Origin of the sequence: Micromonospora sp. C95 (genome assembly GCF_018070465.1) — a bacterium.
Lineage (GTDB): Bacteria > Actinomycetota > Actinomycetes > Mycobacteriales > Micromonosporaceae > Micromonospora.
This window is the reverse complement of sequence record NZ_JAGPXT010000010.1, coordinates 172,564-198,228: the sequence shown is the minus strand read 5'-3', so window position 1 is coordinate 198,228 and position 25,665 is coordinate 172,564. Positions and strand designations below refer to the sequence as shown.

At 70.7% G+C, this 25,665-nt stretch carries 23 protein-coding genes and 1 pseudogene; 9 read left to right on the top strand and 15 right to left on the bottom strand.

Annotated features, from left to right (window positions below; genetic code table 11):
* Window position 1: 1 nt before the first annotated feature.
* Window positions 2-1,573: a bifunctional phosphoribosylaminoimidazolecarboxamide formyltransferase/IMP cyclohydrolase gene (purH, locus tag KBX00_RS15045; RefSeq protein WP_210827387.1), complete on the top strand. Its 1,572-nt coding sequence runs from the start codon at window positions 2-4 to the stop codon at window positions 1,571-1,573.
* A gap of 123 nt (window positions 1,574-1,696) precedes the next feature.
* Here the strand turns inward: purH and KBX00_RS15040 are convergent, their stop codons facing one another.
* From KBX00_RS15040 to KBX00_RS15010, 9 genes and pseudogenes are all read right to left on the bottom strand, one after another.
* Complete coding sequence (locus KBX00_RS15040) at window positions 1,697-1,924, bottom strand: hypothetical protein (RefSeq protein ID WP_301547991.1); 228 nt, start codon at window positions 1,922-1,924, stop codon at window positions 1,697-1,699.
* A 62-nt stretch (window positions 1,925-1,986) separates the two neighbouring features.
* Window positions 1,987-2,088 (bottom strand): annotated as a pseudogene (locus tag KBX00_RS29315) (NUDIX hydrolase); the annotation flags it as partial.
* A gap of 63 nt (window positions 2,089-2,151) precedes the next feature.
* On the bottom strand, window positions 2,152-4,521 hold the full coding sequence (locus tag KBX00_RS29680) for an EAL domain-containing protein (RefSeq protein WP_307868668.1): 2,370 nt from the start codon (window positions 4,519-4,521) through the stop codon (window positions 2,152-2,154).
* An 87-nt stretch (window positions 4,522-4,608) separates the two neighbouring features.
* Complete coding sequence (locus tag KBX00_RS15030) at window positions 4,609-5,637, bottom strand: ABC transporter ATP-binding protein (RefSeq protein ID WP_210827301.1); 1,029 nt, start codon at window positions 5,635-5,637, stop codon at window positions 4,609-4,611.
* Window positions 5,621-6,658 carry an ABC transporter ATP-binding protein gene (locus KBX00_RS15025; protein ID WP_210827299.1) on the bottom strand — a complete coding sequence of 346 codons (1,038 nt, stop codon included), beginning with the start codon at window positions 6,656-6,658 and terminating at the stop codon, window positions 5,621-5,623. Before KBX00_RS15025 ends, KBX00_RS15030 begins: the two co-directional genes overlap by 17 nt.
* Window positions 6,659-6,781: 123 nt before the next feature.
* The gene (locus KBX00_RS15020; RefSeq protein ID WP_210827297.1) at window positions 6,782-7,738 is read right to left on the bottom strand and encodes an ABC transporter permease; all 957 of its coding nucleotides are present in this window, start codon (window positions 7,736-7,738) and stop codon (window positions 6,782-6,784) included.
* Complete coding sequence (locus KBX00_RS29305; RefSeq protein ID WP_301547943.1) at window positions 7,735-7,857, bottom strand: hypothetical protein; 123 nt, start codon at window positions 7,855-7,857, stop codon at window positions 7,735-7,737. Before KBX00_RS29305 ends, KBX00_RS15020 begins: the two co-directional genes overlap by 4 nt.
* The gene (locus tag KBX00_RS15015) at window positions 7,850-8,788 is read right to left on the bottom strand and encodes an ABC transporter permease (protein ID WP_210827295.1); all 939 of its coding nucleotides are present in this window, start codon (window positions 8,786-8,788) and stop codon (window positions 7,850-7,852) included. Before KBX00_RS15015 ends, KBX00_RS29305 begins: the two co-directional genes overlap by 8 nt.
* Before the next feature lie 81 nt (window positions 8,789-8,869).
* Complete coding sequence (locus tag KBX00_RS15010; protein ID WP_210827293.1) at window positions 8,870-10,474, bottom strand: ABC transporter substrate-binding protein; 1,605 nt, start codon at window positions 10,472-10,474, stop codon at window positions 8,870-8,872.
* A 652-nt stretch (window positions 10,475-11,126) separates the two neighbouring features.
* Here KBX00_RS15010 and KBX00_RS15005 point away from each other — a divergent pair.
* Both KBX00_RS15005 and KBX00_RS15000 read left to right on the top strand, forming a co-directional pair.
* Window positions 11,127-11,987: a bifunctional methylenetetrahydrofolate dehydrogenase/methenyltetrahydrofolate cyclohydrolase gene (locus KBX00_RS15005; RefSeq protein ID WP_210827291.1), complete on the top strand. Its 861-nt coding sequence runs from the start codon at window positions 11,127-11,129 to the stop codon at window positions 11,985-11,987.
* Window positions 11,988-12,067: 80 nt separating this feature from the next.
* On the top strand, window positions 12,068-13,018 hold the full coding sequence (locus tag KBX00_RS15000; protein WP_210827289.1) for a malate dehydrogenase: 951 nt from the start codon (window positions 12,068-12,070) through the stop codon (window positions 13,016-13,018).
* Window positions 13,019-13,087: 69 nt separating this feature from the next.
* On the opposite strand, the gene KBX00_RS14995 is transcribed toward KBX00_RS15000, so the two are convergent.
* A complete protein-coding gene (locus KBX00_RS14995) occupies window positions 13,088-13,864 on the bottom strand; it encodes a TetR/AcrR family transcriptional regulator (RefSeq protein ID WP_307868665.1) in 777 nt (258 codons plus the stop codon).
* Between the two features lie 82 nt (window positions 13,865-13,946).
* On the opposite strand from KBX00_RS14995, the gene KBX00_RS14990 reads away from it, so the two are divergent.
* A complete protein-coding gene (locus KBX00_RS14990; protein ID WP_210827384.1) occupies window positions 13,947-14,345 on the top strand; it encodes a VOC family protein in 399 nt (132 codons plus the stop codon).
* Window positions 14,346-14,529: 184 nt separating this feature from the next.
* On the top strand, window positions 14,530-15,747 hold the full coding sequence (locus KBX00_RS14985) for an NADP-dependent isocitrate dehydrogenase (RefSeq protein WP_210827284.1): 1,218 nt from the start codon (window positions 14,530-14,532) through the stop codon (window positions 15,745-15,747).
* 333 nt (window positions 15,748-16,080) lie between these two features.
* Here KBX00_RS14985 and galT read toward each other — a convergent pair whose 3' ends face one another.
* The 5 genes from galT to KBX00_RS14960 form a co-directional block, all read right to left on the bottom strand.
* Entirely contained in the window at window positions 16,081-17,157 is a 1,077-nt protein-coding gene (galT, locus tag KBX00_RS14980; protein WP_210827283.1) for a galactose-1-phosphate uridylyltransferase, read from the bottom strand.
* Window positions 17,154-17,942, bottom strand: coding sequence for a DeoR/GlpR family DNA-binding transcription regulator (locus KBX00_RS14975; protein ID WP_210827282.1), 789 nt, complete (start codon window positions 17,940-17,942; stop codon window positions 17,154-17,156). The genes galT and KBX00_RS14975 overlap by 4 nt, the downstream gene beginning before the upstream one ends.
* A 93-nt stretch (window positions 17,943-18,035) precedes the next feature.
* Entirely contained in the window at window positions 18,036-19,565 is a 1,530-nt protein-coding gene (gene cysC, locus KBX00_RS14970; protein WP_210827281.1) for an adenylyl-sulfate kinase, read from the bottom strand.
* 196 nt (window positions 19,566-19,761) lie between these two features.
* Window positions 19,762-20,337 carry a DM13 domain-containing protein gene (locus tag KBX00_RS14965; RefSeq protein WP_210827280.1) on the bottom strand — a complete coding sequence of 192 codons (576 nt, stop codon included), beginning with the start codon at window positions 20,335-20,337 and terminating at the stop codon, window positions 19,762-19,764.
* 47 nt (window positions 20,338-20,384) lie between these two features.
* Window positions 20,385-21,980, bottom strand: a complete 1,596-nt coding sequence (locus KBX00_RS14960) for a glycosyltransferase family 2 protein (RefSeq protein WP_210827278.1) — start codon at window positions 21,978-21,980, stop codon at window positions 20,385-20,387.
* Window positions 21,981-22,200: 220 nt separating this feature from the next.
* Between KBX00_RS14960 and KBX00_RS14955 the strand changes: the two genes are divergently transcribed.
* The 4 genes from KBX00_RS14955 to KBX00_RS14940 are packed head-to-tail and all read left to right on the top strand — an operon-like array spanning window position 22,201 to window position 25,646.
* Complete coding sequence (locus KBX00_RS14955) at window positions 22,201-23,115, top strand: ABC transporter ATP-binding protein (protein WP_210827276.1); 915 nt, start codon at window positions 22,201-22,203, stop codon at window positions 23,113-23,115.
* Window positions 23,108-23,989, top strand: coding sequence for an ABC transporter permease (locus tag KBX00_RS14950; RefSeq protein WP_210827274.1), 882 nt, complete (start codon window positions 23,108-23,110; stop codon window positions 23,987-23,989). Before KBX00_RS14955 ends, KBX00_RS14950 begins: the two co-directional genes overlap by 8 nt.
* Complete coding sequence (locus KBX00_RS14945; protein ID WP_210827272.1) at window positions 23,986-24,936, top strand: ABC transporter ATP-binding protein; 951 nt, start codon at window positions 23,986-23,988, stop codon at window positions 24,934-24,936. Before KBX00_RS14950 ends, KBX00_RS14945 begins: the two co-directional genes overlap by 4 nt.
* A complete protein-coding gene (locus KBX00_RS14940; RefSeq protein ID WP_210827270.1) occupies window positions 24,936-25,646 on the top strand; it encodes an ABC transporter permease in 711 nt (236 codons plus the stop codon). The genes KBX00_RS14945 and KBX00_RS14940 overlap by 1 nt, the downstream gene beginning before the upstream one ends.
* The last annotated feature ends 19 nt before the right edge of the window (window positions 25,647-25,665 follow it).

The window sequence follows — 25,665 nt, the reverse complement described above, 5'->3', positions numbered from 1 at the left end:
CGTGAACTCCATCCAGGACGGGCGTCGCCCGATCCGGCGGGCACTTGTCTCTGTCTACGACAAGACCGGCCTGGCCGACCTGGCCAAGGCGCTGCACGCCGCCGGTGTGGAGATCGTCTCCACCGGCAGCACCGCGTCGACGATCGCCGCGGCGGGAGTGCCGGTGACGCCGGTGGAACAGGTGACGGGCTTCCCGGAGATCCTCGACGGGCGGGTGAAGACCCTGCACCCGGCCATTCACGGTGGGCTCCTCGCCGACCTGCGCAAGGACACGCACACCGCCCAGCTCGACGAGCACGGCATCGCCGGGATCGACCTGCTGGTGTCCAACCTGTACCCGTTCCAGGACACCGTCGCCTCCGGCGCCGGCCAGGACGAGTGCGTCGAGCAGATCGACATCGGCGGCCCGGCCATGGTGCGGGCGGCCGCGAAGAACCACGCCTCGGTGGCCGTGGTGACCGACCCGGGCGCGTACCCGATGCTGCTGGCCGCCCTCGACGGCGGTGGCTTCACCCTGGCGCAGCGCCGGGCGCTGGCCGCCCGCGCCTTCGCCGACATCGCCGAGTACGACGTGGCGGTCGCCGAGTGGTTCGCCTCGTCGGTGGCCCCGGCCGCCGACGGCCTGCCGGAGTTCGCCGGTCTGGCGATGCGTCGGCAGTCGGTGCTGCGCTACGGCGAGAACCCGCACCAGGGCGCCGCTCTCTACGCCGACCCGGCCGGCCCGGTCGGGCTGGCCCAGGCCGAGCAGTTGCACGGCAAGGAGATGTCCTACAACAACTACGTTGACGCGGATGCGGCCTGGCGGGCCGCGAACGACTTCGCCGATCAGCCCGCGGTGGCCGTCATCAAGCACGCCAACCCGTGCGGCATCGCGGTCGGCGCGGACGTGGCGCAGGCGCACCGCAAGGCGCACGCCTGTGACCCGGTCTCCGCCTTCGGCGGGGTGATCGCCGTCAACCGTCCGGTCTCGGTCGAGCTGGCCGGGCAGATCGCCGAGATCTTCACCGAGGTCGTGGTGGCGCCCGGTTACGAACCCGGTGCGGTGGAGACGCTGCGGGCCAAGAAGAACATCCGGCTGCTGCGTGCGCCCGCCTTCCAGCCGCGTCCGACCGAGTGGCGGCAGGTAAGCGGTGGCGTGCTGGTGCAGTTGCGGGACGCGGTCGACGCCGAGGGCGACGACCCCGGCAGCTGGCGGCTGGCCACCGGCGAGCCGGCCGACGAGGCCACCCTGGCTGACCTGGCCTTCGCCTGGCGGGCGGTACGCGCGGTGAAGAGCAACGCGATCCTGCTGGCCCACGACGGCGCCACGGTCGGGGTCGGCATGGGGCAGGTCAACCGGGTGGATTCGGCTCGCCTCGCGGTCAGCCGGGCCGGCGCCGACCGGGCGCGCGGCGCGGTGGCCGCCTCGGACGCGTTCTTCCCGTTCGCCGACGGCCCGCAGATCCTCATCGACGCCGGCATCCGGGCGATCGTCCAGCCCGGCGGCTCGATCCGCGACGAGGAGGTGATCGCGGCCTGCAAGCAGGCCGACGTCACCATGTACCTCACCGGCACCCGCCACTTCTTCCACTAGGCGTGGTCCGGCTTCTCAGCGGATGAGACGCGGATGCGAAATGTTGGACAGTTTCCGTTAGCGGCTAACGGAAACTGTCCAAGATTCGGACCGAACCTGTAGCTGGCAACTGCATCGCCGGGGTCATCGGGTCTGGTGGCGTCCGGCCCGGCCCGGTTCGGCTGGCACGGTTGCGCTACGTCGCTCCGGTAATTTCGGGGGCTGTCTGGTCCAGCCGACGAGGCGTCGGTGCAGCGCCCCGGCCGGTGCCCAGGGCATGTCCTCGGCGGCCTGGACGAGATAGCCGCCGAGGTAGAGGGCCAGCGACACCGGCGCGTCGGCGTACTCCGCGCGCAGCTCCCGCCGCCGCATGGGGCACGGCCAGGGCAGGTCGCAGCCGCCGCAGCTCCAGATCAGCAGCACCGGGCCGTGGACTCCACATCAGCGATGCTCAACCGCGCCCGCCGGCCACCATCCGCCACCCGCTCACCGTGGATCGTCCACCGCGTCGATCCGGTGCCCTGTTCTTCCACCATCCGGCCAGTATCCGACCAGCGCTCTATCTGCCGCCCCACCAGATTGGCCCGCCAGTCCCCGTCTCAGGTCCTCGGTTGGACGGTCGCCACGGTCCGTTGACCGGCCAGTAGGCCGGAGATGCCTTCGGCGGTCATCGGTCGGGCCAGGTGGTAGCCCTGGCCACGGGTGTAGCCGAGGGCGCGGAGCACGGCGACCTGTTCGGCGCTCTCGACGCCCTCGGCGACGGTCTCCAGGCCGAGGGCGTGGGCGAGCTGGATCACCGCGCGGGCCACCGCCTGCCGGGCGTCGGAGGCCGCCGCCTGGCCGTCGTCGATCTCGATGCCGTCGACGAAGGACTTGTCGAGCTTCACGATGGCGGCGGGGAAGGCCCGCAGCAGACTCAGCGACGATTCGCCGGTGCCGAAGTCGTCGAGGGAGAGGCGGATCCCCATCCGGTCGAGTTCGAAGAGGGTTCGCGAGACCTGTTGACCGCGCAGCACCGCCGACTCGGTCACCTCCAGCACCAGCCGCTCGCAGGGCAGCCCGCTCTCGACAAGCGCGGCGGTCACGTCGGAGACGAAGTCGGGATCGTGCAGTTGCCGGGCGGAGACGTTCAGGCCCGCCTCCCGGAGTGCGTCCGGCCCGAACTCCCGGGACCACGCCGCCGCCTGGCGGCACGTCTCGCGCAGCACGAACCGGCCCAGCGGCACGATCAGACCGGTCCGCTCGGCGGCCGGGATGAACTCGGCCGGCCCGACGATCCCGCGCGTCGGGTGATGCCAGCGGACCAGCGCCTCGACCCCGACCAACCACCCGTCGTCGAGCCGCAGGATCGGCTGGTAGACGACCCGCAGCTCGTTGTCGTCCAGGGCCCGCCGCAGCTCGCCGCCGAGCTGCATGTGCGCCAGAATCGGCTCACCCATGCCGTCCACGTACCGGACGAAGCTCGCCTTCCCACGCTGTTTGGCCGTGTACATCGCGACGTCGGCGTCCCGCAGCACCGAGTCGACGGTGGCACCGGGCCCGGCGTCGGCGATGCCGATGCTGGCCTGCACCAGCAGGCGGTGCTTACTGATCGGCTGGTCGAGTGCGGCCAGCAGCCGGCCGGCCAGCTTCTCGGGGTCGGCGTCCGGGCCGGTGAGCAGGACGGCGAACTCGTCACCGGCGACCCGTACCGGCAGACCCTCGTCGCCGACCTCGGCACGCAGCAGCTCGGAGACCGACACGAGCAGCCGGTCACCGACGCCGTGCCCGAGCAGGTCGTTCACCGTCTTGAAGTCGTCCAGGTCGACCAGGAGCACCGACGCCGGTGTCGTGGCGGTGAGCGCGGACGCGAGCCGGTCCCGGAACAGCGCCCGGTTGGCCAGCCCGGTGAGGCCGTCGTGGCTGACCTCGTACTGGAGACGCTCCTCCTGGATGCGGGTGTTGCGCAGCAGTCGGGCGTTCTCCCGGTAGGCGATGAACTGCCGGACGCTCACCAGCGCGGTCACCACCACGGCGGCGATCAGGACCATCCGGACCGGCCAGGTCAGCGGAGCGCCGAACGCGACGGCGAGCAACGGCACGTCGACCGCCACCACCGCCAGGTACGGCAGCAGCACGCCGTTGCGGGTCTGATCACGGCGGACCCCGAGCTGGGCCCGCCACTGCGCCCGGACGCCGAGCGTGAAGAGGACCGGGGTCAGCGGCATCACGATCGCCTGGGCGGAGATGCCGGCGACGTACCCGTACCGGACCGCCAGCACGGCGACGATCGCGGCGGTGACGCCGCCGCTGGCCGCGACGAAGCGCAGGGCGACGCGGTCGACCGGACCGCCGGCGACGAAGGACACCTTCGTCGCGGCGCCGACCGCGACCAGGAAGGCGAGCCCGATCAGCGCCATCGCCTGCCGGCTCCACGGCTCGGCAGCGGTGAGCATCGGGGCCAGCCCGATGTAACAGAGCAGGGCCGCGCAGCCGAGGAAGGCGATCGTGCGGTCGAGCAGGATGCGCCACCGCTCGACACCGCCGGTCTCGACGATCGGCACCCGGGTCACCGCCCAGATGGCGACGACGAATCCGATCGCCACGCAGGCCGCCGCCGGCAACGGCATGCTCCGGGTACGGGCCTCGGCGGCGTGCGTCAGCATGTCCAGCGCCAGCCAGCCGTACCCGATGGTGATGGTGGCCGCCGCGACGAGGAGCGCCCGCCAGAAGCGTCGGGTGACCGGGTCGAGGTCGGCGTGGCGGAGCAGGTGTACGACGGACCCGGCGGCGAAGGCCCCGCCGGCGGGCACGAAGAGGTACGCGAGCGCCTCGGTGCCGGCGCCGACCGTGAAGTTCGCGATGCACCAGGCGGTGCCGAGGGCGGCGACCGCGACGGTGGCCTGCACAAACCGCACGGTGATCCGACTGTTCGTCGCGGCGGCCCCGACCGTGGGGCCCGTCGTCGGCCGTAGCGCCACCTGCGTCACGGCTGTACACCCTAGTGAGTGAGCAAGGGCTCGCCATCCGTCATCGGGTGCTTCTTCGATGCCGCAGTATCCACTGGGGAGGGAGGCTCACCGTCCCGGGCGGACTTCGGCGAAGTGGCAGGCCGATGGGTGCGGGTCGGCGGCACGTGGCACCGCCTGCGGGTCCTGGGTGGCGCAGATGTCCTGCGCCTTCCAGCACCGGGTGCGGAAGTGGCAGCCGCTCGGCGGGTCCGCCGGGCTCGGCACGTCGCCACGCAGCCGGATGATGCTGCGGTGTTCCCGGGCGTCCGGGTCCGGCACCGGTGCGGCGGAGAGCAGCGCCTGGGTGTACGGGTGGGTGGCCCGGTCGTAGATCTCGTCCTCGGTGCCGATCTCCACGATCCGACCCAGGTACATCACGGCGATCCGGTCGGAGATGTGCCGCACCACCGACAGGTCGTGGGCGATGAAGATGTAGGACAGGCCCAGCTCGTCCTGAAGCTCCTCCAGCAGATTGATCACCTGCGCCTGGATGGAGACGTCCAGCGCGGAGACCGGCTCGTCGCAGACGATCACCTCAGGCCGCAGCGCCAGCGCCCGGGCGATGCCGATGCGCTGGCGCTGGCCACCGGAGAACTGGTGCGGATACCGGTTGATGTGCTCCGGGTTCAACCCGACGACGTCGAGCAGTTCCTGGACCCGTCGCTGGCGGCTGCCCTTCGGGGTCGCCTCCGGATGGATCTCGAACGGCTCGCCGATGATGTCGCCGACGGTCATCCGTGGGTTCAGCGAGGTGTACGGATCCTGCATGACCATCTGCATGTTGCGCCGGATCCGGCGCAGCTCACCGCCGGAGGCGGCGAACAGGTCCCGGCCGGCCAGGGTGGCCCGGCCGGCGGTCGGCTTCTCCAGCCGCATCAGCAGCCGGGCCAGGGTGGACTTGCCGCAGCCCGACTCGCCGACGATGCCGAGCGTCTCGCCCCGGCGCAGCTGGAAGCTCACCCCGTCGACGGCCTTGACCGCACCGGTCTTCTTCTTGAACACCACGCCCTGCGTGATCGGGAAGTGCTTGACCACGTGGTCGACGTCGAGGAGGGTCTCGCCGCGAACGGTGGTGGGGCTAGCCGGCGCGGTCATCACGGACCTCCTGGGCGAAGTGGCACGCGCTGGTCCGGCCGTCGCCGAGGACCAGGTCATGCGGCACCACGTCCACACAGACCTGCTGCGCGTACGGGCACCGGGGGTGGAAGGGGCAACCGCTGGGGATCCGCATCAGGTTGGGCGGCAGGCCACGGATCGTGGACAGCTTCCCGCCCCGCTGGTCCAGGCGCGGAATCGAGTTCAGCAGACCCTTGGTGTACGGGTGGGCGGGCGCCCGGTACAGCGACCGGACGTCGGCGTGCTCGACGATCCGGCCCGCGTACATGACCGCGATCCGGTCGGCGACGTCGGCGACCACACCGAGGTCGTGGGTGATCAGGATCATCGCCGTGTCCAGGTCCCGCCGCAGGTCGGCGAGGAGATCCATGATCTGGGCCTGCACGGTGACGTCGAGCGCGGTGGTGGGCTCGTCGGCGATGAGCACCTTGGGCTCCATCGCCAGAGCCATCGCGATCATCACCCGCTGCCGCATGCCGCCGGAGAACTGGTGCGGGTAGTCACCGAGCCGCCGTGCCGCCGCCGGGATCTGCACCAGGTCCATCAGCTCCACCGAGCGGCGGCGGGCGTCCGTGCGGGACATCCCGAGTCGCTGGCGTAGCGTCTCGCCGATCTGCCAGCCGACCGGGAAGACCGGATTCAGTGCGGAGAGCGCGTCCTGGAAGATCATCGCGATCTCCTTGCCCCGGATCTGCCGGCGCTGCTCCTCCGGCAGGCCCAGCAGGTCGCGGCCGGCGTAGCGGATCTCGCCCGAGCTGATGTGCGCCGGCGGGGTGTCCAGGATGCCCATGATCGCCTGGGCGGTGACGGACTTGCCGGAACCGGACTCGCCCAGTACGGCGAGCGTCTCGCCCGGGTCCAGGTGGTAACTGACCCCGTTGATCACCTTGGCCACACCCTCACCGGTGCGGAACTCGATGTGCAGGTCGCGCACCTCCAGCAGGTGTCCGTCGGGCGGGGTGGGCGAGGCCGGCGTCGGCCGGACGGCGTGCTGACTCACGGTGCAACCCTTTCGCTCGCGACTGCGGGGCTCGCTGCGCTCACTCCTCGCGCTCGCGGTGCCTGCCTTTCGCTCGCGACTGCGGGGCTCGCTGCGCTCACTCCTCGCGCTCGCATGACCGCGTCACCGGAGCTTCGGGTCGAAGGCGTCGCGGATCGCGTCGCCGAGCATGATGAAGGCCAGGACGGTCAATGCCAGGAAGGCCGACGGGACCACGAGCGGGGTCGCCGACTCCCGCATGTGCACGCGACCGTTGTTGATCTCGATGCCCCAGGAGATGGTCGGCTCCCGCAGCCCGATACCGAGGAAGGACAGCGTCGCCTCGGCGGCGATGAATGAGCCGAGCGCGATGGTCAGCACCACGATGGCCGGGGCGAGTGCGTTCGGCAGGATGTGCCGCCACATGATCCGCCCGTCGCCGGCCCCCAGCATCCGGGCCGCGGCCACGTAGTCCTGCTCCCGGGCGGTGATCACCGAGGAGCGGACCACCCGGGCGGCGGTCGTCCAGCCGAGCACCGCCAGCACGAAGATGACCGCGGCGATGCGTACCGTGGCGCTGTCACTGCCGATGCGCTTGAGCAGGACGATCGCGGCCAGCAGCAGCGGGATGCCGAGCACGATGTCGATCACCCGGGAGAGCACCGCGTCGACCCAGCCGCCGAAGTATCCGGCGAGCATCCCCACGACCAGCGCGATCAGGCCGGTGAACAGCGCGCTCAGGGCGCCGACCAGCAGCGAGGCGCGAGCGCCGTAGACCGCCCGGGCGTACGTGTCGCAGCCCTGGAAGTCGTACCCGAAGATGGCCCCGCCGGAGGGCCCGGCGTGCTGCCGGGACAGCACGCAGTCGGCGGGGTCGTTGCTGGTGAACAGGCCGGGCACGGCGGCCATCGCGGTCACCAGCAGCACCAGGATCAGGCTGATCCAGAAGATCGGCTTGCGGCGCAGGTCGCGCCAGGCGTCGCCGGCCAGGCTGCGCGGCTTGCGGGGCCGGCCCACCTGGTTCGGCGTGCCCGGCTCCCCGGATGGCCCGCGCCGGGCCGCCTGGTTCTCCGACGCCGCCACCGTCTCGAAATCACTCATGCCGGCACCCCGCCACGGTCGACCCCACCATGTGCGTCGATCATGAAGTTGTTGCCAGCGTCTTCGGCGTGGCGCGGCAACAACTTCATGATCGACCTGCTGAGGGTGTGCTCATTCATAGCGGATCCTCGGGTCCAGGACGGCGTACAGGACGTCGACCACCAGGTTGGAGACGAGGTAGACCACGACGAGCACGCTGACGATGCCCACCACCAGCGGGCCGTCCTCGGTGCGGATGCCGCGGAAGAGGTTGAAGCCGACGCCGGGGATGTTGAACACGCCCTCGGTGATGATCGCGCCGCTCATCAGGTTGCCGACCTCGACACCGAGGAAGGTGATCACCGGAATGAGCGAGTTGCGCAGCACGTGCACGCTCACCACCCGCCGGTTCGGCAGACCCTTCGACCGGGCGGTGCGTACGTAGTCGGCGCGCAGGTTCTCGGCGACCGAGGTGCGGGTCAGCCGCAGCGCGGTGGCCAGGGAGAGCGAGCCGAGCACGATGCCCGGTAACAGCAGCGCGAAGAAGTCGGGGTCGGCGCCGGCTGTGGGCGGGAAGATCTGCCACTTGACACCCAGGAAGTACTGCGCCAGCGGGGCGAGCACGATCGTCGGTATCCCGAGCACCAGCAGGGTCAGCAGCAGGGTGGCGTTGTCGAAGACGCTGGCCCGCCGGATGCCGGCGAGGACGCCCGCCGTGACGCCGAAGATGACCGCTACCGCGATGGCGATCAGCGCCAGCCTGATCGTGACGGGCCAGGCGGCGGCGAGGATGTCGCCGATCGACCGGCCGGTGAGCGACTCGCCCAGGTCGCCGCGGAGCAGGTTGGAGATGTAGTCGAAGTACCGGTAGAAGAAGCCGCCGACCCCGGTGGCGTCGAGGTGGTACTTCTCCGTGAGGTACGCCCGCTGCGCGGCGGTGACCGGACGCTCCCCGGCGAGCGCCTGGATCGGGTCACCCTGACCGGCGAACATCAGCGCGTAGACGATCAGCGTGGTCCCGAAGAAGGCCAGGACCATCTGGAGCAGACGCCGCACGATGAAGCGGAACATACTTGGCAGTCTCCCTGAAAAGGGGCGAACCGCGTGGCGGGTCGGGTCACCTCGCGATGACCCGACCCGCCGACGTGCGTGTTACCTGATCGCTTCGATCTTGGTCAGGTTGACCCGGTCGAAGAGATCCATCTCGACGTTCTTGACCTTGGTCGAGTGACCGAAGTTGTTCTGGCCGAACCGCAACGGTACGACCGGCAGGTCCTCGGCCAGCAGGTCCTCGGCCTCCTGGTACTTCTTGATCGCCTCTTCCTCGCTGGGGGCGCTGGCGCCCTCGGCGAGCAGCCGGTCGAAGTCCGGGTTGCTGTAGCCGTAGTAGTTCGACGAGCCGTTGGTGCTGTACAGCGGGCCCAGGTAGTTCTCCATGGACGGGTAGTCCATGATCCAGCCCATCCGGAACAGGCCCACCGGCTGCTTCGCCTTGACCTTGGTCAGCAGGTCGGCGAACTTGGGCTCGGCGCTGCCGACGCAGTCCACGCCCAGGTTGGCCTTGAGCTGGTTGCAGGTGGCGTCGATCCAGTCCTTGTGGCCACCGTCGCCGTTGTAGGACAGGGTGATCTTCGACGGTCCACCGGCGGCCTGGTAGAGCGACTTGGCCTTGGCCGGGTCGAACTCGCCTGCGGCACCGACGGTGTTCTCCCGGTAGCCGGCGACGGCCGGGGAGACGAACGCCCGGGCCGGCTGCTGCGAGTCCTTGAAGATCGACCGGGTGATCTCGTCGCGGTCGATCGCCATCGAGATGGCCTTACGCACGTCCGGGTTGCTGAACTCCTCCTGGAAGGTGGGGAACGCCAGGAAGTGCAGCGAGGACGCCGGGCTCTGCAGGAAGCGGTCGCCCAGGTCGGTGCCGGCGGTGGAGAGGTTCTCCGTCGGGATCGTCTTGATCACGTCGAGGTTGTCCGACAGTACGTCCGCGTACGCCGCGGTCAGCTGCTGGTAGATCCGGAACTCGACGCCGGCCACCTTCGGCTGCTCGCCGGGGAAGGCGTCGTACCGCTCGACCTCGACCTTGGCGTCGTGCTGCCAGGTGCCCTTCATCTTGAACGGACCCTGACCGATCGGCGCCTGCTCGAAGCCCTCGGCCAGCTCGCCGGGAGCGCTGAACGCGGCCTCCGGCAGCGGGTAGAAGGCGGTGTAGCCGAGCATCGACTTGAACTCGCTGTACGGCTGCGAGAGCGTGACGGTGAAGGTCAGGTCGTCGACCTCCTTCAGCCCGCCGAGCGTCTCGGCCTTCGGGCTCTCACCCTGCAGGTCGTCGTAGCCGGCGATCTTCTCGAAGAAGTAGCTGGAGTTCTGCCCGTTCGGCGCGTACGCGCCGTAGTTCCAGGCGTCGATGTAGTTGTCGGCGGTCACCTGCTCACCGTTGTGGAAGGTGTAGCCGTCCTTGAGCTTGATCGTCCAGGTGGTGTTGTCCTCGGACGTGATCGACTCGGCGGCCACCTCGTACGGCTTGTGTGCCTCGTCGTAGTCGACAAGCGGGCTGAACAGGGCGGCGAGCACCTGGGAACCGCTCGTCTCGTTGGTGTTTGTCGGTACCAGGTGCTGCGGCTCGGCGATCTCGATCCGCACGGCCGCGTTGGGGTCACTCTCGCCGGATCCGCCGTCGCCGCCCGAGCCGCAGGCCACCAGGCCCAGGGTCACCGCGAGCGGGAGGGCGGTCCAGGCGGCGAGCCTACGAACACGCATCTAGCCTCCTCATCTCCATTACGCTGCGCAGTCGGGCCCGGCATTGGGTGACGCTGCGCAACGACCGGCAACGGTAGGTCGAATGCCGCAGCTCGGCAACGCGGCGGTTGCGAAGGGATAACGGAACCCCACCCTTGGTCTTGTCGGTCTCGTGCTCCCGTGCTAGGTCCGCCGGCCCTTTTCCGCTGCGAAGTGCGGTGATGTGGCCCAATTCGGCAGCATCCGAGGTCGGTTGGGAGGCTTGGTGGGCCACTCGGCCTGACCGCCAGATTGCAGGCCTTCATGCCCTGCCGTCCGAAATTGCTGTGCGCTGCCGCACAAGCCGTCACGCTAAGTGATTAAGACCACGTGACTTTAAGTAATTGGTGGTCTCGTCGTTCGGGCCGGCAGAGGCCGGCTGGCGCCCCGGCAACACTCCTGTTCGGCCCCTGTCGAGCTGACCCGTCTGTGCTCTCGCAGCGCGCTCCGACCGACCCCTGCGCCCGCGCAGCCGCGCCGAAGGCCGATGCGCCCGACCCGTCCACGCCCTCAGCTCGACAGGGGCATCACCCCCATCACCCCTCCAGGTCACCGAGCCGCTCGCCGGGTGGCCGATCGGTCGGGTAGCCGAGGTCGGGGGAGCCGGTGGCGACGGCCGTGAGACGATCTGGTCGTGACGGCGACGCTTCTGGACGGCAAGGCGACCGCGGCCGAGATCAAGGACGAGCTGCGGGCGCGGGTCAAGGCGCTGGCGGAACGGGGCACCGTGCCGGGGCTCGGCACGGTGCTGGTCGGGTCCGATCCGGGCTCTCAGGCGTACGTCAACGGCAAGCACCGGGACTGCGCCGAGGTCGGCATCGCCTCCATCCGTCGGGAGTTGCCGGCCGACGCCACCCAGGACCAGGTCGACCAGGTCCTCGCCGAGCTGAACGCCGATCCGGCCTGCCACGGCTACATCGTCCAACTGCCGTTGCCGGCGCACCTGGACACGCAGCGGGTGCTGGAGCTGATCGACCCGGACAAGGACGCCGACGGTCTGCACCCGGTCAACCTGGGTCGGCTGGTGCTCGGCTACGACGCGCCGCTGCCCTGCACCCCGCGCGGCATCGTGGAACTGCTCCGCCGGCACGACGTGCCGCTGCGGGGCGCCAACGTGGCCGTGGTGGGCCGGGGTAACACCGTCGGGCGCCCGCTGGGACTGCTGCTGACGCGGCGGAGCGAGAACGCCACCGTCACCCTCTGCCACACCGGCACGCTGGACCTGGCCGCGCACACCCGGGCCGCCGACGTCGTGATCGTGGCGGCCGGCGTACCCGGCCTGCTCACCGCGGACATGGTCACCCCCGGTGCCGTCGTGGTCGACGTGGGCATCACCCGGGTGATCGGTGCGGACGGCAAGGGCCGCTACACCGGTGACGTGGACCCCGAGGTCGCCGAGGTGGCCGGCAAGCTGGTGCCGATGCCCGGTGGCGTCGGTCCGATGACTCGCGCCATGCTGCTCACGAACGTCGTGGAGCGGGCCGAACGCCCATAACCGTCCGCCCCTGGCCCGATCGGTGCCAGGATGGCTGATACGGTCCGGAAAACCGACTGGTATCAGGGAGTGGGACGACCATGGGTAAGAAGGTCACTGTCGTCGGGGCCGGATTCTACGGCTCCACCACCGCGCAGCGCCTGGCCGAGTACGACGTCTTCGACACCGTCGTGATCACCGACATCATCGAGGGCAAGCCCGCGGGGATCGCCCTGGACCTCAACCAGTCACGTGCTGTGGAGGGCTTCGAGAGCAAGGTGGTCGGGGTCACGACCGGCCCGAACGGCGAGGGCTACGAGGGCATCGAGGGCTCCGACGTGGTCGTCATCACCGCCGGCCTGCCGCGCAAGCCCGGGATGAGCCGGATGGACCTGCTGGAGACCAACGCCAAGATCGTCCGCCAGGTCGCCGAGAACGTGGCCAAGTACGCACCGAACGCCGTGGTCATCGTGGTCTCCAACCCGCTCGACGAGATGACCGCGCTGGCCCAGATCGCCACCCAGTTCCCGCGCAACCGGGTGCTCGGCCAGGCCGGCATGCTCGACACCGCCCGGTTCACCAACTTCGTCGCCGAGGCGTTGCAGGTGCCGGTGAAGTCGGTGAAGACGCTGACCCTCGGTTCGCACGGGGACACCATGGTTCCGGTGCCGTCGCAGAGCAGCGTGAACGGCAAGCCGCTGCGCGAGGTGATGCCGGCCGAGCAGATCGAGGACCTGGTCGTGCGTACCCGCAACGGTGGCGCCGAGGTGGTGGCGCTGCTCAAGACCGGGTCGGCGTACTACGCGCCGTCGGCGGCGGCGGCCCGGATGGCGAAAGCCGTCGCGGAGGACTCCGGCGAGGTCATGCCGGTCTGCGCCTGGGTCGACGGCGAGTACGGCATCTCCGGTGTCTACCTGGGTGTGGAGGCCGAGATCGGTGCCCAGGGCGTCAAGCGCGTGGTGGAGACCGACCTCGACGCCGACGAGCTGGCCGCGCTCAAGGAGGCCGCCGAGGCCGTCCGCGCCAAGCAGGCCGATGTCGCGTCCATGTGACCGCGACGAGCTGAGTTGACCAGGAGGTTCGCGTCCCGGAGAAGCTGATCCGGGACACGAACCTCTTGGTCAATGTGGCGGTTCGGGGGTGAGGGCGATCAGGGTCGTCAGGCCGTCGAGGACGCGGGCCAGGCCGAACTCGTACGCCTGACCGGGGTGGTATGCGGCGTTCTGGGCGGCGCCGGCCGCGGCACCGACCCGGACGGCGGTCGGAAAGCGCCGCTCGTCGAGCACCTGCGCCAACAGGGGTGCGTTCGCCGTCCACCACTGTTCGTCCGTCCAGGTGCTCGCCTGCTGCGCCGAGCGTGCCTCGGCCGCCGCGCGGGCGGCAGCCCGGACGAAGTCGAGGACGAAGGTCAACGCGGCGTCGCGGGTCACGTCGTCCAGCCCGGTGCCGTCGAAGGCGCGCAGTTCGTACTCGTACTTGGTCATCTGACCCGGCCCCAGCGGCGGGCGGCCGGTGGCGACCTCGGCCGCCCAGGGGTGCGCGGTGAAGAGGTCCCGGTTGTCCGCCGCCACCGCTGCCACCCGCGCCCGCCAGGGGTCGCCGGAGCGGTCCGGCCGGGGCATGCCGGTGTAGATCGCGTCGAGCATCAGGTCGAGCAGCTCGGCCTTGCCCGGCACGTACGTGTAGAGGGTCATCGGCGCCACGCCGACGGCCTGGGCGAGCGCGCGCATGGTCACCGCGTCCAGCCCTTCGGCGTCCGCCAGCTCGATCGCGGCGGTCACGATCTCGTCGAGTGAGCGGCCCGGGCGGGGGCCACGACGGGGGACGTCGCCGGTCTGGCGCCAGAGCAGGCGCAGGGTGTGCGCGGGGTCTCCGCCCCCGGTGCGATGGTCGGGCACCCCACGATCTTCGCAGGTCGAATCGCCGTACGACGTACGTTGTACAATGTACGTAGTTATCGTCTCCGCACAGGGGGTGCGCGTGCACATCACGGCATCGGCGATCTCGCTGAACGTCGAGGACGTGCCGGCCTCGGCCGCGTTCGTCAAGCAGCACTTCGGATTCCACGAGCAGATGTCGGCCGACGGCTTCGTCTCGCTGGCCCGGGACGACGTCGGGTTCAACCTGATCTTCCTGCGTACCGGGTTGGCAAGTCTCCAGCCGGAAAGCCTGCGGACGCAGCGGGCCGAAGGGGTGCTCGTCGCCTTCGTCGTCGACGACATCGACGCCGAGTACGCCCGGCTCACTGCCGCCGGGGTGCCGATCGCCACCCCGATCCAGACCGAGCCGTGGGGTGAGCGCTTCTTCCAGGTCACCGATCCCAACGGGGTGATCCTGCAGCTCGTGCAGTGGATGCACGAGCCGGAGGCGGCCGACTGAGCCAGGTGGTCCGGGTGCTGGTGTGCACCGGGCCCGGCGGGGGTACTGCCTCCCCGGGCCCGGTGCCCGTCCGTGGCGCCGGCACCGCCGGTGCGGGTCGACCGGCGGGCGCGCCGTTCCTCGTTCGAGCCGATCCAGTACGCTCGTACTGCTTGAGCATGTCACCCGAGAGGAGCGCCGGCCGATGGCGAAGATCAAGGTAAACAACCCGGTCGTGGAGCTCGACGGCGACGAGATGACCCGGATCATCTGGAAGCAGATCCGGGAGCAGCTGATCCTGCCCTACCTCGACGTCGACCTGCACTACTACGACCTCTCGATCCAGCACCGCGACGCCACCGACGACCAGGTGACCGTCGACGCCGCCAACGCCATCAAGCAGCACGGCGTGGGCGTCAAGTGCGCCACCATCACCCCGGACGAGGCCCGGGTGGAGGAGTTCGGGCTGAAGAAGATGTGGCGGTCGCCGAACGGCACCATCCGCAACATCCTCGGCGGCGTGGTCTTCCGCGAGCCGATCATCATGTCCAACGTGCCGCGGCTCGTGCCCGGCTGGACCAAGCCGATCATCATCGGCCGGCACGCCCACGGCGACCAGTACAAGGCCACCGACTTCGTGGTCCCCGGCCCGGGCACGGTGACCATCACCTACACCCCCGCCGACGGCTCGGAGCCGGTCGAGATGGAGGTCGCCAACTTCCCCGGCGGCGGCATCGCGATGGGCATGTACAACTTCGACGACTCGATCCGGGACTTCGCCCGCGCCTCGTTCCGCTACGGACTGGACCGCAACTACCCGGTCTACATGTCCACCAAGAACACCATCCTCAAGGCGTACGACGGCCGGTTCAAGGACATCTTCGCCGAGGTGTTCGAGAACGAGTTCCAGGCCGAGTTCGACGCCGCGGGCCTCACCTACGAGCACCGGCTGATCGACGACATGGTCGCCGCCGCGCTCAAGTGGGAAGGCGGCTACGTCTGGGCCTGCAAGAACTACGACGGTGACGTGCAGTCCGACACCGTCGCGCAGGGCTTCGGCTCGCTCGGCCTGATGACCTCGGTCCTGCTCTCCCCCGACGGTCGCACCGTCGAGGCCGAGGCCGCCCACGGCACCGTCACCCGGCACTACCGGCAGTGGCAGAAGGGCGAGAAGACCTCGACCAACCCGATCGCCTCGATCTACGCCTGGACCCGGGGCCTGGCCCACCGGGGCAAGCTGGACGACACCCCGGCGGTCACCGAGTTCGCCAACACCCTGGAGCAGGTCATCGTCGACACCGTCGAGGGCGGCCAGATGACCAAGGACCTCGCGCTGCTGATCTCGCGCGACGCTCCGTGGCAGACCACCGACGAGTTCATGAACACGCTCGACGAGAACCTGGCGCGCCGCCTGGCCGCCTGAGTCTCACCCGCAGCACATCGAGCCCGCCGGCCGAGCGCCGGCGGGTTCGGCGTATCCGGAACCCGCACCGGCGGCGTGTCGCGACGGGACGCGCCAGTCGGCGTCACTTCGTCCGGCGCGCCTCGTTGACCTGAGTGGACGAGATGCCAGTCCCGTCCTGGAAGGTTGACCGTCGCCACCGCGCGACGCGCGTGCCCAGCAGCCAGCCTTCCCGGCTGTCGAGTACAGCCAGCCGTCCCTTCCCCGCGGGGGGCCCTGTCCCGGGCCCCCCGCGCCCTGCTGTCCCGGCCCTGCTGGCGCTGGCGCGGCCCGGTGCCCTGCGGCGACCGTCCGTCACACCGTGCGCAGCAGCTCGGCGGCCCGTTCCGGGGCGACGTCGTTGATGAAGACCCCCATGGCCGACTCCGAGCCGGCCAGGTACTTCAGCTTGTCCGCCGCCCGCCGGACGCTGAACAGTTGCAGGTGCAGATGCCCCAGCTCACGCTCGACGCGCACCGGTGCCTGGTGCCAGGCGGCGATGTAGGGCATGGGCGTGTCGAACAGCCCGTCGAAGCGACGCAGCAGGTCCAGGTAGAGCGGCCCGAACGCGTCGCGTTCCGCGTCGGTCAACGCGGGGATGTCGGGTACCGCCCGGTGCGGCGCGAGGTGCACCTCGAACGGCCACCGGGCGGCTGCCGGGACGTACGCCGTCCAGTGCTGGTTCGTCGCCACCACCCGCTCGCCGGCGGCGCGTTCGGCGGCCAGCACGTCGGCGTAGAGATTGCCGCCGCCGGTGCGCTCGGCGTGTCGGCGGGCCGCACCCAGCAGCGACCGCGTCCGGGGGGTGACGAACGGGTACGCGTAGATCTGCCCGTGCGGGTGATGCAGCGTCACCCCGATCTCCACGCCCCGGTTCTCGAAGCAGAACACCTGCTCGACACCGGGCAACCCACCGAGCACCGTGGTCCGGTCGGCCAGCGCGTCCAGCACGGTACGCACCCGGCGCGGCGGCAGCGCGGCGAAGGAGGCGTTGTGGTCGTCGGTGAAGCAGACCACCTCGCAGCGCCCCTGCCCCGGCCGGGCCGCGGTGAACGGCGTGATCGCGGCCGGTTCCGCGACCACCCGCTCGCTCAACGCCGGGAACCGGTTCTCGAAGACCGCGACCGCGTAGTCCGGGGCCGGGATCTCGCTGAGCCGGTCCGCCGTCGAGGGGCAGAGCGGGCACTGGTCGGCCGGTGGCAGGAAGGTGCGGGTCTGCCGGTGCACCGCCAACGCCACCCACTCGTCGGTGAGCGGGTCGTAGCGCAGTTGGGAGGCGGGTGGGGGAGGTGGCAACGGGCGCCGGTCCGGTTGGTCCCGGACGGCGTCGTCGCGCTCGTCGAAGTAGATCAGTTCGCGGCCGTCGGCCAGGCTGATCGCCGTACGCTTCATCGTGGTGTCCCGCCTTCGGGGATCGGCACGACGATCAGCTCGCCGACCCGGTCGCTGAGCAGTCGTCGGGCCTGTGGCGCCAACCGGTCGTCGGTGACCAGCACGTCGGCCGCGCCCAGGTCGGTGATGGCGGAGATGCCGACGGTGCCCCACTTGGTGTGGTCGGCGAGCACCACCAACCGGTCCGCCGCCGCGACCAGCGCCCGGTTCGTCTCGGCCTCGGTCAGGTTCGGGGTGGTGAAACCGGTCCGCTCGGTTATCCCGTGCACGCCGAGAAAGAGCAGATCGAGGTGCAGGGTGCGGACGGCGCCGACGGCAAGTGGCCCGACCAGGGCGTCCGAGGGGGTGCGTACCCCACCGGTCAGCACCACCGTCTGGTCGGCGCGGCCCCGCTCGTGCAGGATGTCGGCCACCGGCAGCGAGTTGGTCACCACGGTCAGGGCCGGCACGTCGACCAGCTGCCGGGCCAGCTCGGCGGTGGTGGTGCCGGCGGAGAGCGCGATCGCCGCTCCGGGACGGACCAGCCGGGCGGCACGCGCCGCGATCGCCGTCTTCTCGGCCTGCTGGCGCACCGACTTCGCCTGGAAGCCCGGCTCGTCGGTGGCGCCGGCGACGGTGGCACCACCGTGCACCTTGGCGAGCAGGCCACGTTCGTGCAGCAGGTCCAGGTCGCGGCGGATGGTCATCTCGGAGACGCCGAACTCGGCGGCCAACTCGCCGACGCGCACGCCGCCGGTCAGGCGGACCCGGTCGAGGATCGCCGCATGGCGTTGCCGCGCGAGCATCGACCCCTCCCCGCAGTCACATGATCGAACGCATCCGAACAGAAACAAACATTAGCGCGCGGAGTCGACCACCGGAAGGGCGCTGGCCCGGTGTCAGAGCGAGGGCAGGCGCGGCTCCACCCAACCGGTCTCGGTCAGGTGGTGCAGAACCCGCTGCACCGCCTCGCCGACGGTCAGATCGGTGGTGTCCAGCACCAGATCCGCGTCGGTCGGCTCCTCGTACGGGTCGTCGATGCCGGTCATCCCGGTGAGCAGTCCCGCCCGGGCCCGGGCGTACAGGCCCTTGCGGTCGCGTTTCTCGCAGACCTCCAGCGGAGTGGCGACGTGCACCAGCACGAACCCGGCACCCGCCGCCGTCGCCATCTCCCGGGCGGTCGACCGGGCCTGGGCGTACGGGGCGATCGGGCAGCAGATGCCGATGCCGTGGTGCCGGGCGATCTCGGCGGCGACCCAACCGATCCGCCGCACGTTTGTGTCCCGGTCGGCCTTGCTGAAGCCAAGCCCGGCGGTCAGCTCGCGCCGCACCACGTCGCCGTCGAGCAGCGTGACCGTACGCTCGCCCTCCTCGCGTAGCGCGTCGGCGAGCCCCCGGGCGACGGTCGACTTGCCGGAACCGGAGAGCCCGGTCAGGAACACCACCAGGCCACGGTGCCGCCGGGGCGGCCGGGCCCGACTCAGCTCCTTGGCCACCGCCGGCGGGGTGTGCCACTCGGGCAGCGGGAAACCCCGGTCCAGCAGGTCTTCGACTTCCGCCTGGGTCAGCGCCAGTCGCCGGTTGCGGGGCGGGATGTCGTCGCGCCAGCGCCACTGGCCGTCCCGGTTGTCGTAGGCCAGCTCACGGGGCACCAGCACCCGCAGCCCGGCCCCGGAGAGCATCTCGCCGGTGGAGAGCAGATGGGTGACGCCGTACGCAGCGGAGACCCGGGCCAGCAGCAGGGCGTCACTGATCTCGTCGCGTCGCCGGGAGAACGGCACGGCGACCAGGGTCGCCGGAGGCATCCGGTCCCGGGCCGCGAACACGCTGCGTACCAGTGCCTCCGGCGGCAGTCCGCCGGTGCCGTCCTCGCCGACCGGAATCATGATCAACACGTGGGCGCTCAGGGTGCGTACGGCGTGCGCGATCTGGGCCAGTTGCGGCCGGTGCAGCGGGCGGTCGGCGACCACCCCGAGCACCCGACCCGGCGGCAGCAACGCGCGAATCTCCTCGGGCGTACGCCGCAGCCGCTGGAACGGGCCGTGCGCGCCGTCGCCCAGCCGGCGCACGGTGCCGCCGACCCCGGACACGCCGTCGCGGATCGTCCAGACGTCGGCCACCTCCAGGGCCGCCATCGGCGCACCCTCACTGTCGGTGAGCACCAGGGCTCGCCGGCCCGGGTCAATGAGGTCGAGTTGCTGCGCCAGCGTCGCGGGCACCTGAAGGGCGACGGCGACCGGCCACGGGGCACCGTCGACCAGCCGGCCCCGGCGGCTGACCGAGACCAGGTCGGCCCGGGTCATGAACCCGGTCAGTGGCGCGTACGCACCGATCAGCAGCAGCTCGAGATCTGCGAGCTCACCGGGACGCGGCGTGTACGTCGGTGCCTCCCGCAGCACCTCGTCGGGCAGCACCCACCCGTTGCTCATCAGACCCCCAACTCCGGCGACCGGCACACAGTTTCGCAGCCGGCCGCCGATCGGTCGAGAGCGCCACCACGTCCGCCGGGCCCCTGGTACGGACGGGGTGCCCGTCGTCCCGCGAATCGACTGCGCACAGCGGCCGGCAACCGGGGCTGGCGGTGCCCGGTCGCCGGCCGCTGTGCGCAGTCGTACCCGCTCGACCTCAACCCAGGGTGGCCGCCCCGAAGGAGACCGCGAATCGCTTGCACCAGATGGAGACGCTCGTCAGGTCGGTCAGCTCGACGTCGTCCGGGATCGCGTAACCCTGGTCGCCGACATTCCCCTTGAGCCGCCCCAACTCGACCCAGCGGCCGTCGTCGAACACGTGCCACCCGTCCCGGCCCTCGATCACCGGCTGGTCGGTCAGCCAGACCCGAAGGTCCGGGCCGTTGGAGGTGTTCAGACCGACCAACTCCAGCCGATGCCGCCCGTCGGCGGTGCGCACGATGCGCGCGCTGCCGGAGGTGTCGTGTTCGTGACTGATGAAGTCACCGGAGCTGACCAGCGTCGCCGCCGTGGCGTCGGGGGAGGCGGGCGCGGCGGAACCGGTCGGCGCGGCCGAACCGGTCGGTGCGGCCGAACTCCCCGGGGTGGCGACCGTCGTCAGTCGCTCGGCCACCTCGGCGTCGGTCAGCAGCTTCCAGGGCTGGAACCAGTACAGGCCGAAGGCCGCGCCGGCGGCCAGGACGGTGATCGCGATCCACGTCAACGGGGTACGGAACAGGCGGCGACTGAGCATGTGCCCAGTCTTTCGCGGGTGGTCGCGGCGTGTCTGCCGGACAAACCTTACGAAGTGCGAACCGATTGCCCGACGCTGCGGCCGAGTCGGCGGCGCACGGCCCGCTTCAGCCGTTGCCACGGCCCGGTGCTGGCCGGCGGGGGAGCCGGGCGCGGCGGCGGCTGCCGCGTGTCGACCACCACCGGCCGGGCACCGTCGGCGGCACACGACACGGCCAGCGGCAGCGTCGCGTCGACCTCGCACCCGGAGCCGGTGAGCCGCGCCTTGAGGATCCAGTCGCCCTGGGTACGGCCGCCGTCGAGGATGCGGAAGTCGATCCTCACCCGCCCCCGCCACATCAGGCGGAACCCGCCCCAGCGATGCGGTACGCGATCCACGTCGAAACTCACCGGCAGGTAGAACTCGTCGCCGTCGACGACCCGTCGGGCGACCACGTCGAGCCGGGGTCGGCGCAGCTCGTCGGTGGCCGACAGCAGCTCGTCCGAGCAGTCGAGCAGGTCCGCGGGCACCTCCTCGACCGGCAGGTCCAGCAGTTCCCGACCATCCGGGGTGCGGTCGTACGAGACGGGTCGGTCACCGCTGCGGAGCCGACCGGAGACGGTGACGTCGAGGGTGTGTCCCGTCAGCTCGTACGTCTTGAGCCGGACCTTCGCCACGACGCCGGCCTCCCACTCGGCGATGCGGTACAGATCCTCGACCCGTCCCCGCTCGACGAGGCCGGCGACAATTCGCTCCAACGCCGGCAGCCCGGCGGCCACGCCCGGCGCGAAGCGTTCCCGGATGGTCCGCCGCGCCTCCGTCACCACCTGGTCGACCCAGTCACGGGGCGCGTTGCGCAGCCGGCTGCCACGCAGCCGGCGGATCATCTCGATCCGCAACCAGCGCTGGTGCAGCCGATCACGCAGCGGACCCGGCTCGGTGTGCGCCTCGACGATGTCGAGGACCTCGCGCAGGCTTCGGAAGTAGCCCTCCGGTTCCATCCGGGTGGCGGTGAGGTTGTCGCCACCGGGCCGCCGGGAGTGGTGGTAGCAGGTGTAGGCGGCCAGCACGCAGGTGCGGCGGGAGAGCAGGTAGGCCCGGGTGACCAGGTGATGATCCTCCAGCCGTTTCCGGCCCTCCTCCGGAAACCGCAGGTCGTGCTGGGACAGGAAGGCCCGGCGGAACATCTTGTGACAGGTCAGGCTCTCCATCAGCGGCGCGTCGACAAGCGTGGCATCGGGCCGGTTGACCCGGAACAGTTCCCGCGGCACCGCACGACCGTGGCCGGCTATCCGGCCGATGGCGATGTCCGCCCCGTTCTCCGCCGCGTACCCGGACAACCGGGCCAGGGCCTCGTCGGCGAGCCAGTCGTCATCGTCGACGAACTGGACGTACTCACCCTCGGCGCGCGCCACGCCCAGGTTGCGGGGGCGTGAGGGCCAGCCGGAATGCTCGGCGTGCAGCACGTGGAAGTGCTGATGGGCGGCGGCCAGCGCATCCAGTCGAGCCGGTGTGGCGTCGGTGGAACCGTCGTCGACGAAGATCACTTCGAACTCGCTCGTCGGCAGTGACTGACGCAGCAACGACGCGACGAGCCGGTCGAGACCCTCGCCGGAGTTGTACGTCGGCACCACCACGCTCACCTTGAGCGCCCCAGCGGTCATGGTTCTCCCGTCAGCCGGTGTGGCCGCCGCGCCGGGCGGACGGCCAGGGTCCATTCTGTACCAGACCACCCGTCGCGGCGGGACAGGATGCCCGCCGGCCACGCCGTAGCCGGCCCGGGACGTGGTTGATCTCCCTAGGGGTAGCGGTGAGTCGGTATCAGGGGAAACGGGGGTTGCTTCCGGAGCGCGGTGCATTGTCCGACGCCTCTAGGCTGACGACGTGACACTGATCGCAACCGAGTCGTTGACGAAGGTCTACGGCGGCGGGGTCACCGCACTGTCCGATCTGACGGTCGCGGTGGAACCAGGGATCGTGGGTCTGGTCGGCGCCAACGGCGCCGGCAAGTCGACCCTGATCAAGCTGCTGCTCGGCCTGCTCACTCCCACTCGCGGCCGGATACAGGTGCTGGGCCTGGACCCGACCGCCGACACGGCGACGGTACGGGCCCGGGTCGGCTACATGCCCGAGCACGACTGCCTGCCGCCCGATCTCTCCGCCGCCGAACTGGTCACCCACCTGGGACGGATCAGCGGCCTACCGCGCACCGTCGCCCGGGAGCGGGCCTCCGAGGCGCTGCGCCACGTGGGTCTGCACGAGGAGCGCCACCGGCCGGTGGGCGGCTACTCCACCGGCATGAAGCAGCGGGTCAAGCTCGCTCAGGCGCTGGTGCACGATCCCGACCTGCTGCTGCTGGACGAGCCCACGAACGGGCTCGACCCGGCCGGCCGGGACGCGATGCTCGCGCTGGTGCAGCGGATCGGCACCGAGTTCGGCATCTCGGTCCTGGTCTGCTCGCACCTGCTCGGTGAGGTCGAGCGGATCTGCGACACCCTGGTCGCCATCGAGGGTGGGCGGCTGCTGCGGGCCGACCACATCGCCGCCATGACCTCGGTCACCGACGTGCTCGCGGTCGAGGTCAGCGAGGGCACCGAGGCGCTGGCCGCCCGGCTGGCCGCCCTCGATCTGCCGGTGACCCGGGAGGGAAGGCTGCTGCTGGTGCCGCTGGCCGACCAGGGCACCTACGACCTGATCCTCGGTGCGGTGGCCGAGCTGGACCTGCCCCTGCACCGGCTGGACCAGCGCCGGCACCGGGTGGCCGAACTCTTCGCCCGGAGGGAGAACAGCCTTGTCTGAGCCGACGGGAGTCATCCACGACATCGGCTACCAGCGCTACACCGGCCCCCGGCTCGGCCGCCGGCACGTCTTCGGAGCGCTGTACCTGCACGGTGTACGGACCACCTTCGGGTTGGGCCGCAGCGCCAAGGCCAAGATCTTTCCCTGGCTGGTGGTCGGCATCGTGCTGATGGTGGCCGCCGCGGTGACCGCGATCCGCAGCCAGATCGGCGAAGTGGTCATGACGTACGCCCAGTTCGCCGACGCGATGAGCTGGCTGGTCATCTTCTTCGTCGCGGTGGCCGCGCCCGAGCTGGTCTCCCGGGACATGCGCAGCGGCGTCCTGCCGCTGTACTTCTCCCGCCCGCTGCCGCACGCCGACTACCCGCTGGCCAAGCTGCTCGCCCTGGTCACCGCGCTGTTCCTGCTGCTCGGCGCGCCGCAGCTGCTGATGTTCCTCGGCGGCGCCTTCACCGGCGACGGCATGGGAGCGGTCTGGGACGAACTGCTCGACCTGCTGCCCGGCCTGCTCTACGCCGGGCTGTGGGCCGTGGTCTTCGCCTCGGTCGGGCTGCTGGTCGCCTCGATGACCGGCAAGCGCGCCTTCGCCGCCGGCGGGATCGTCGCCGTGTTCCTGATGACCACGCCGATCGTCGGCATCCTGTCGGTCCTGCCCTCGCAGACGGCGAACCAGCTCGCCGGCATCGCCTCGCCGCCCACCCTGGTGCAGGGCGTCGGCCTCTGGACGATGCGCGACCTGCTGGTCACCGAGGCCAACACCGCCGACCTCGACCTCGGGGCCTTCGGCCCGGTGTACGCGCTGGCCGCCGTCGCGCTCGTGGCGGGCTGCGTCGCCCTGCTACTTGCCCGCTACAAGAAGGTGGCCGCACGATGACCACGACGAGTACCGCCGCACCGCCGGCCACCGCCACCAGCACCCTCGACCTCGCCGAGGTCTCCCGCTGGTACGGCAACGTGGTCGCGGTGAACAACGTGAGCATGAGCCTCGGGCCCGGAGTGACCGGGCTGCTCGGCCCCAACGGGGCGGGCAAGACCACCCTGCTGCACATGATGGCCGGTTTCCTCACCCCGTCCCGAGGGGCGGTGACCCTGGACGGTCGGCCCACCTGGCGCAATCCGGAGGTCTACCGCCGGCTCGGCCTGGTCAGCGAGCGGGAGGCGGTGCACAGCTTCCTCACCGCGTACGAGTTCGTGCTGGCCACCGCGAAGCTGCACAAGCTGCCGGATCCGCAGGCCGCGGCCCGCCGCGCCATCGACATGGTGGAGATGGCCGACGCCCAGGACCGCCGCATCGGCACCTACTCCAAGGGCATGCGGCAGCGCACCCGGGTGGCGGCGGCGCTGGTGCACGACCCGCAGGTGCTGCTGCTGGACGAGCCGTTCAACGGCATGGACCCGCGCCAGCGGTTGCACATGATGGAGCTGCTGCACTCCCTCGGCGACGCGGGCCGGACGATCCTGTTCAGCTCACACATCCTGGAGGAGGTCGAGCAGGTCTCCGGCACGGTCCAGGTGATGGTCGCCGGCCGGCTCGCCGCCTCCGGCGACTTCCGGACCATCCGGCGGCTGATGACCAACCGGCCGCACGTCTTCGCCATCCGCTCCACCGACGACCGGGCGCTGGCCGTCGCGTTGATGGCCGAGACCTCGGTCAGCGGGGTCGAGCTGGGGCGCGATGGCCTGACCGTACGCGCCGGTGACTACGGAGCATTCACCCGGATGCTGCCGAAGGTCGCCCTGGCCCGCGGCGTACGGGTCCAGCAACTGGTACCCGAGGACGAGTCCCTGGAGAGCGTCTTCTCCTACCTGGTGGAGGCCTGATGTCCACTGTCTCCTGGATCACCGTGCGCGGCCTGTTCGGGCGTCGTCGGTTCCTGCTGCTGCTACCGCTACCGATACTGCTGGTGGGGCTGGCCGTGCTCTCCCGGGGGCTCGGGGTCGAACCCACCGACTGGGGTCCGCCGGTGCTGGTCGGCCTCGGGCTGGCCGTGGTGCTGCCGGTGGTCGCCCTGATCGTCGGCACCGGGGTGCTCGGTGCCGAGATCGACGACGGCACGGTGGTACACGTGCTCACCACGCCGCTGCCACGGTGGCAGATCGTGCTGCCGAAGCTGGCCGTCGCGGCCGGGGTCACCGCGGTCACCGTCGCGGTCCCGCTGTTCGCGGCGGGCCTGCTGGCCGACTCGGTACGCCTCGGCGTGGCGCTCGCCGTCGCCGCGTCGGTCGGTGCGCTGGCCTACTCGGCGCTGTTCGTGGCGGCCAGCCTGCTCACCCGGCGGCCGGTGCTGCTCGGGCTGGTCTACGTGCTGATCTGGGAGGGGCTGCTCAGCAACGTGATCACCGGCACCCGGGTGCTGTCGATCCAGCACTACGTGATCGCCCTGGCCGACCGCCTCGCCCCGACCAACCTGCTCGCCACCACGGTCTCCGTCCCGGTGGCCGCCGTGATGACCGCCCTCATCATCGTCGCCGCCACCTTCCTCTCCATCGACCGCCTACGCTCCTTCTCCATGGCCGGCGAAACCAGCTGACCCCTGGGGTGGGCATCGG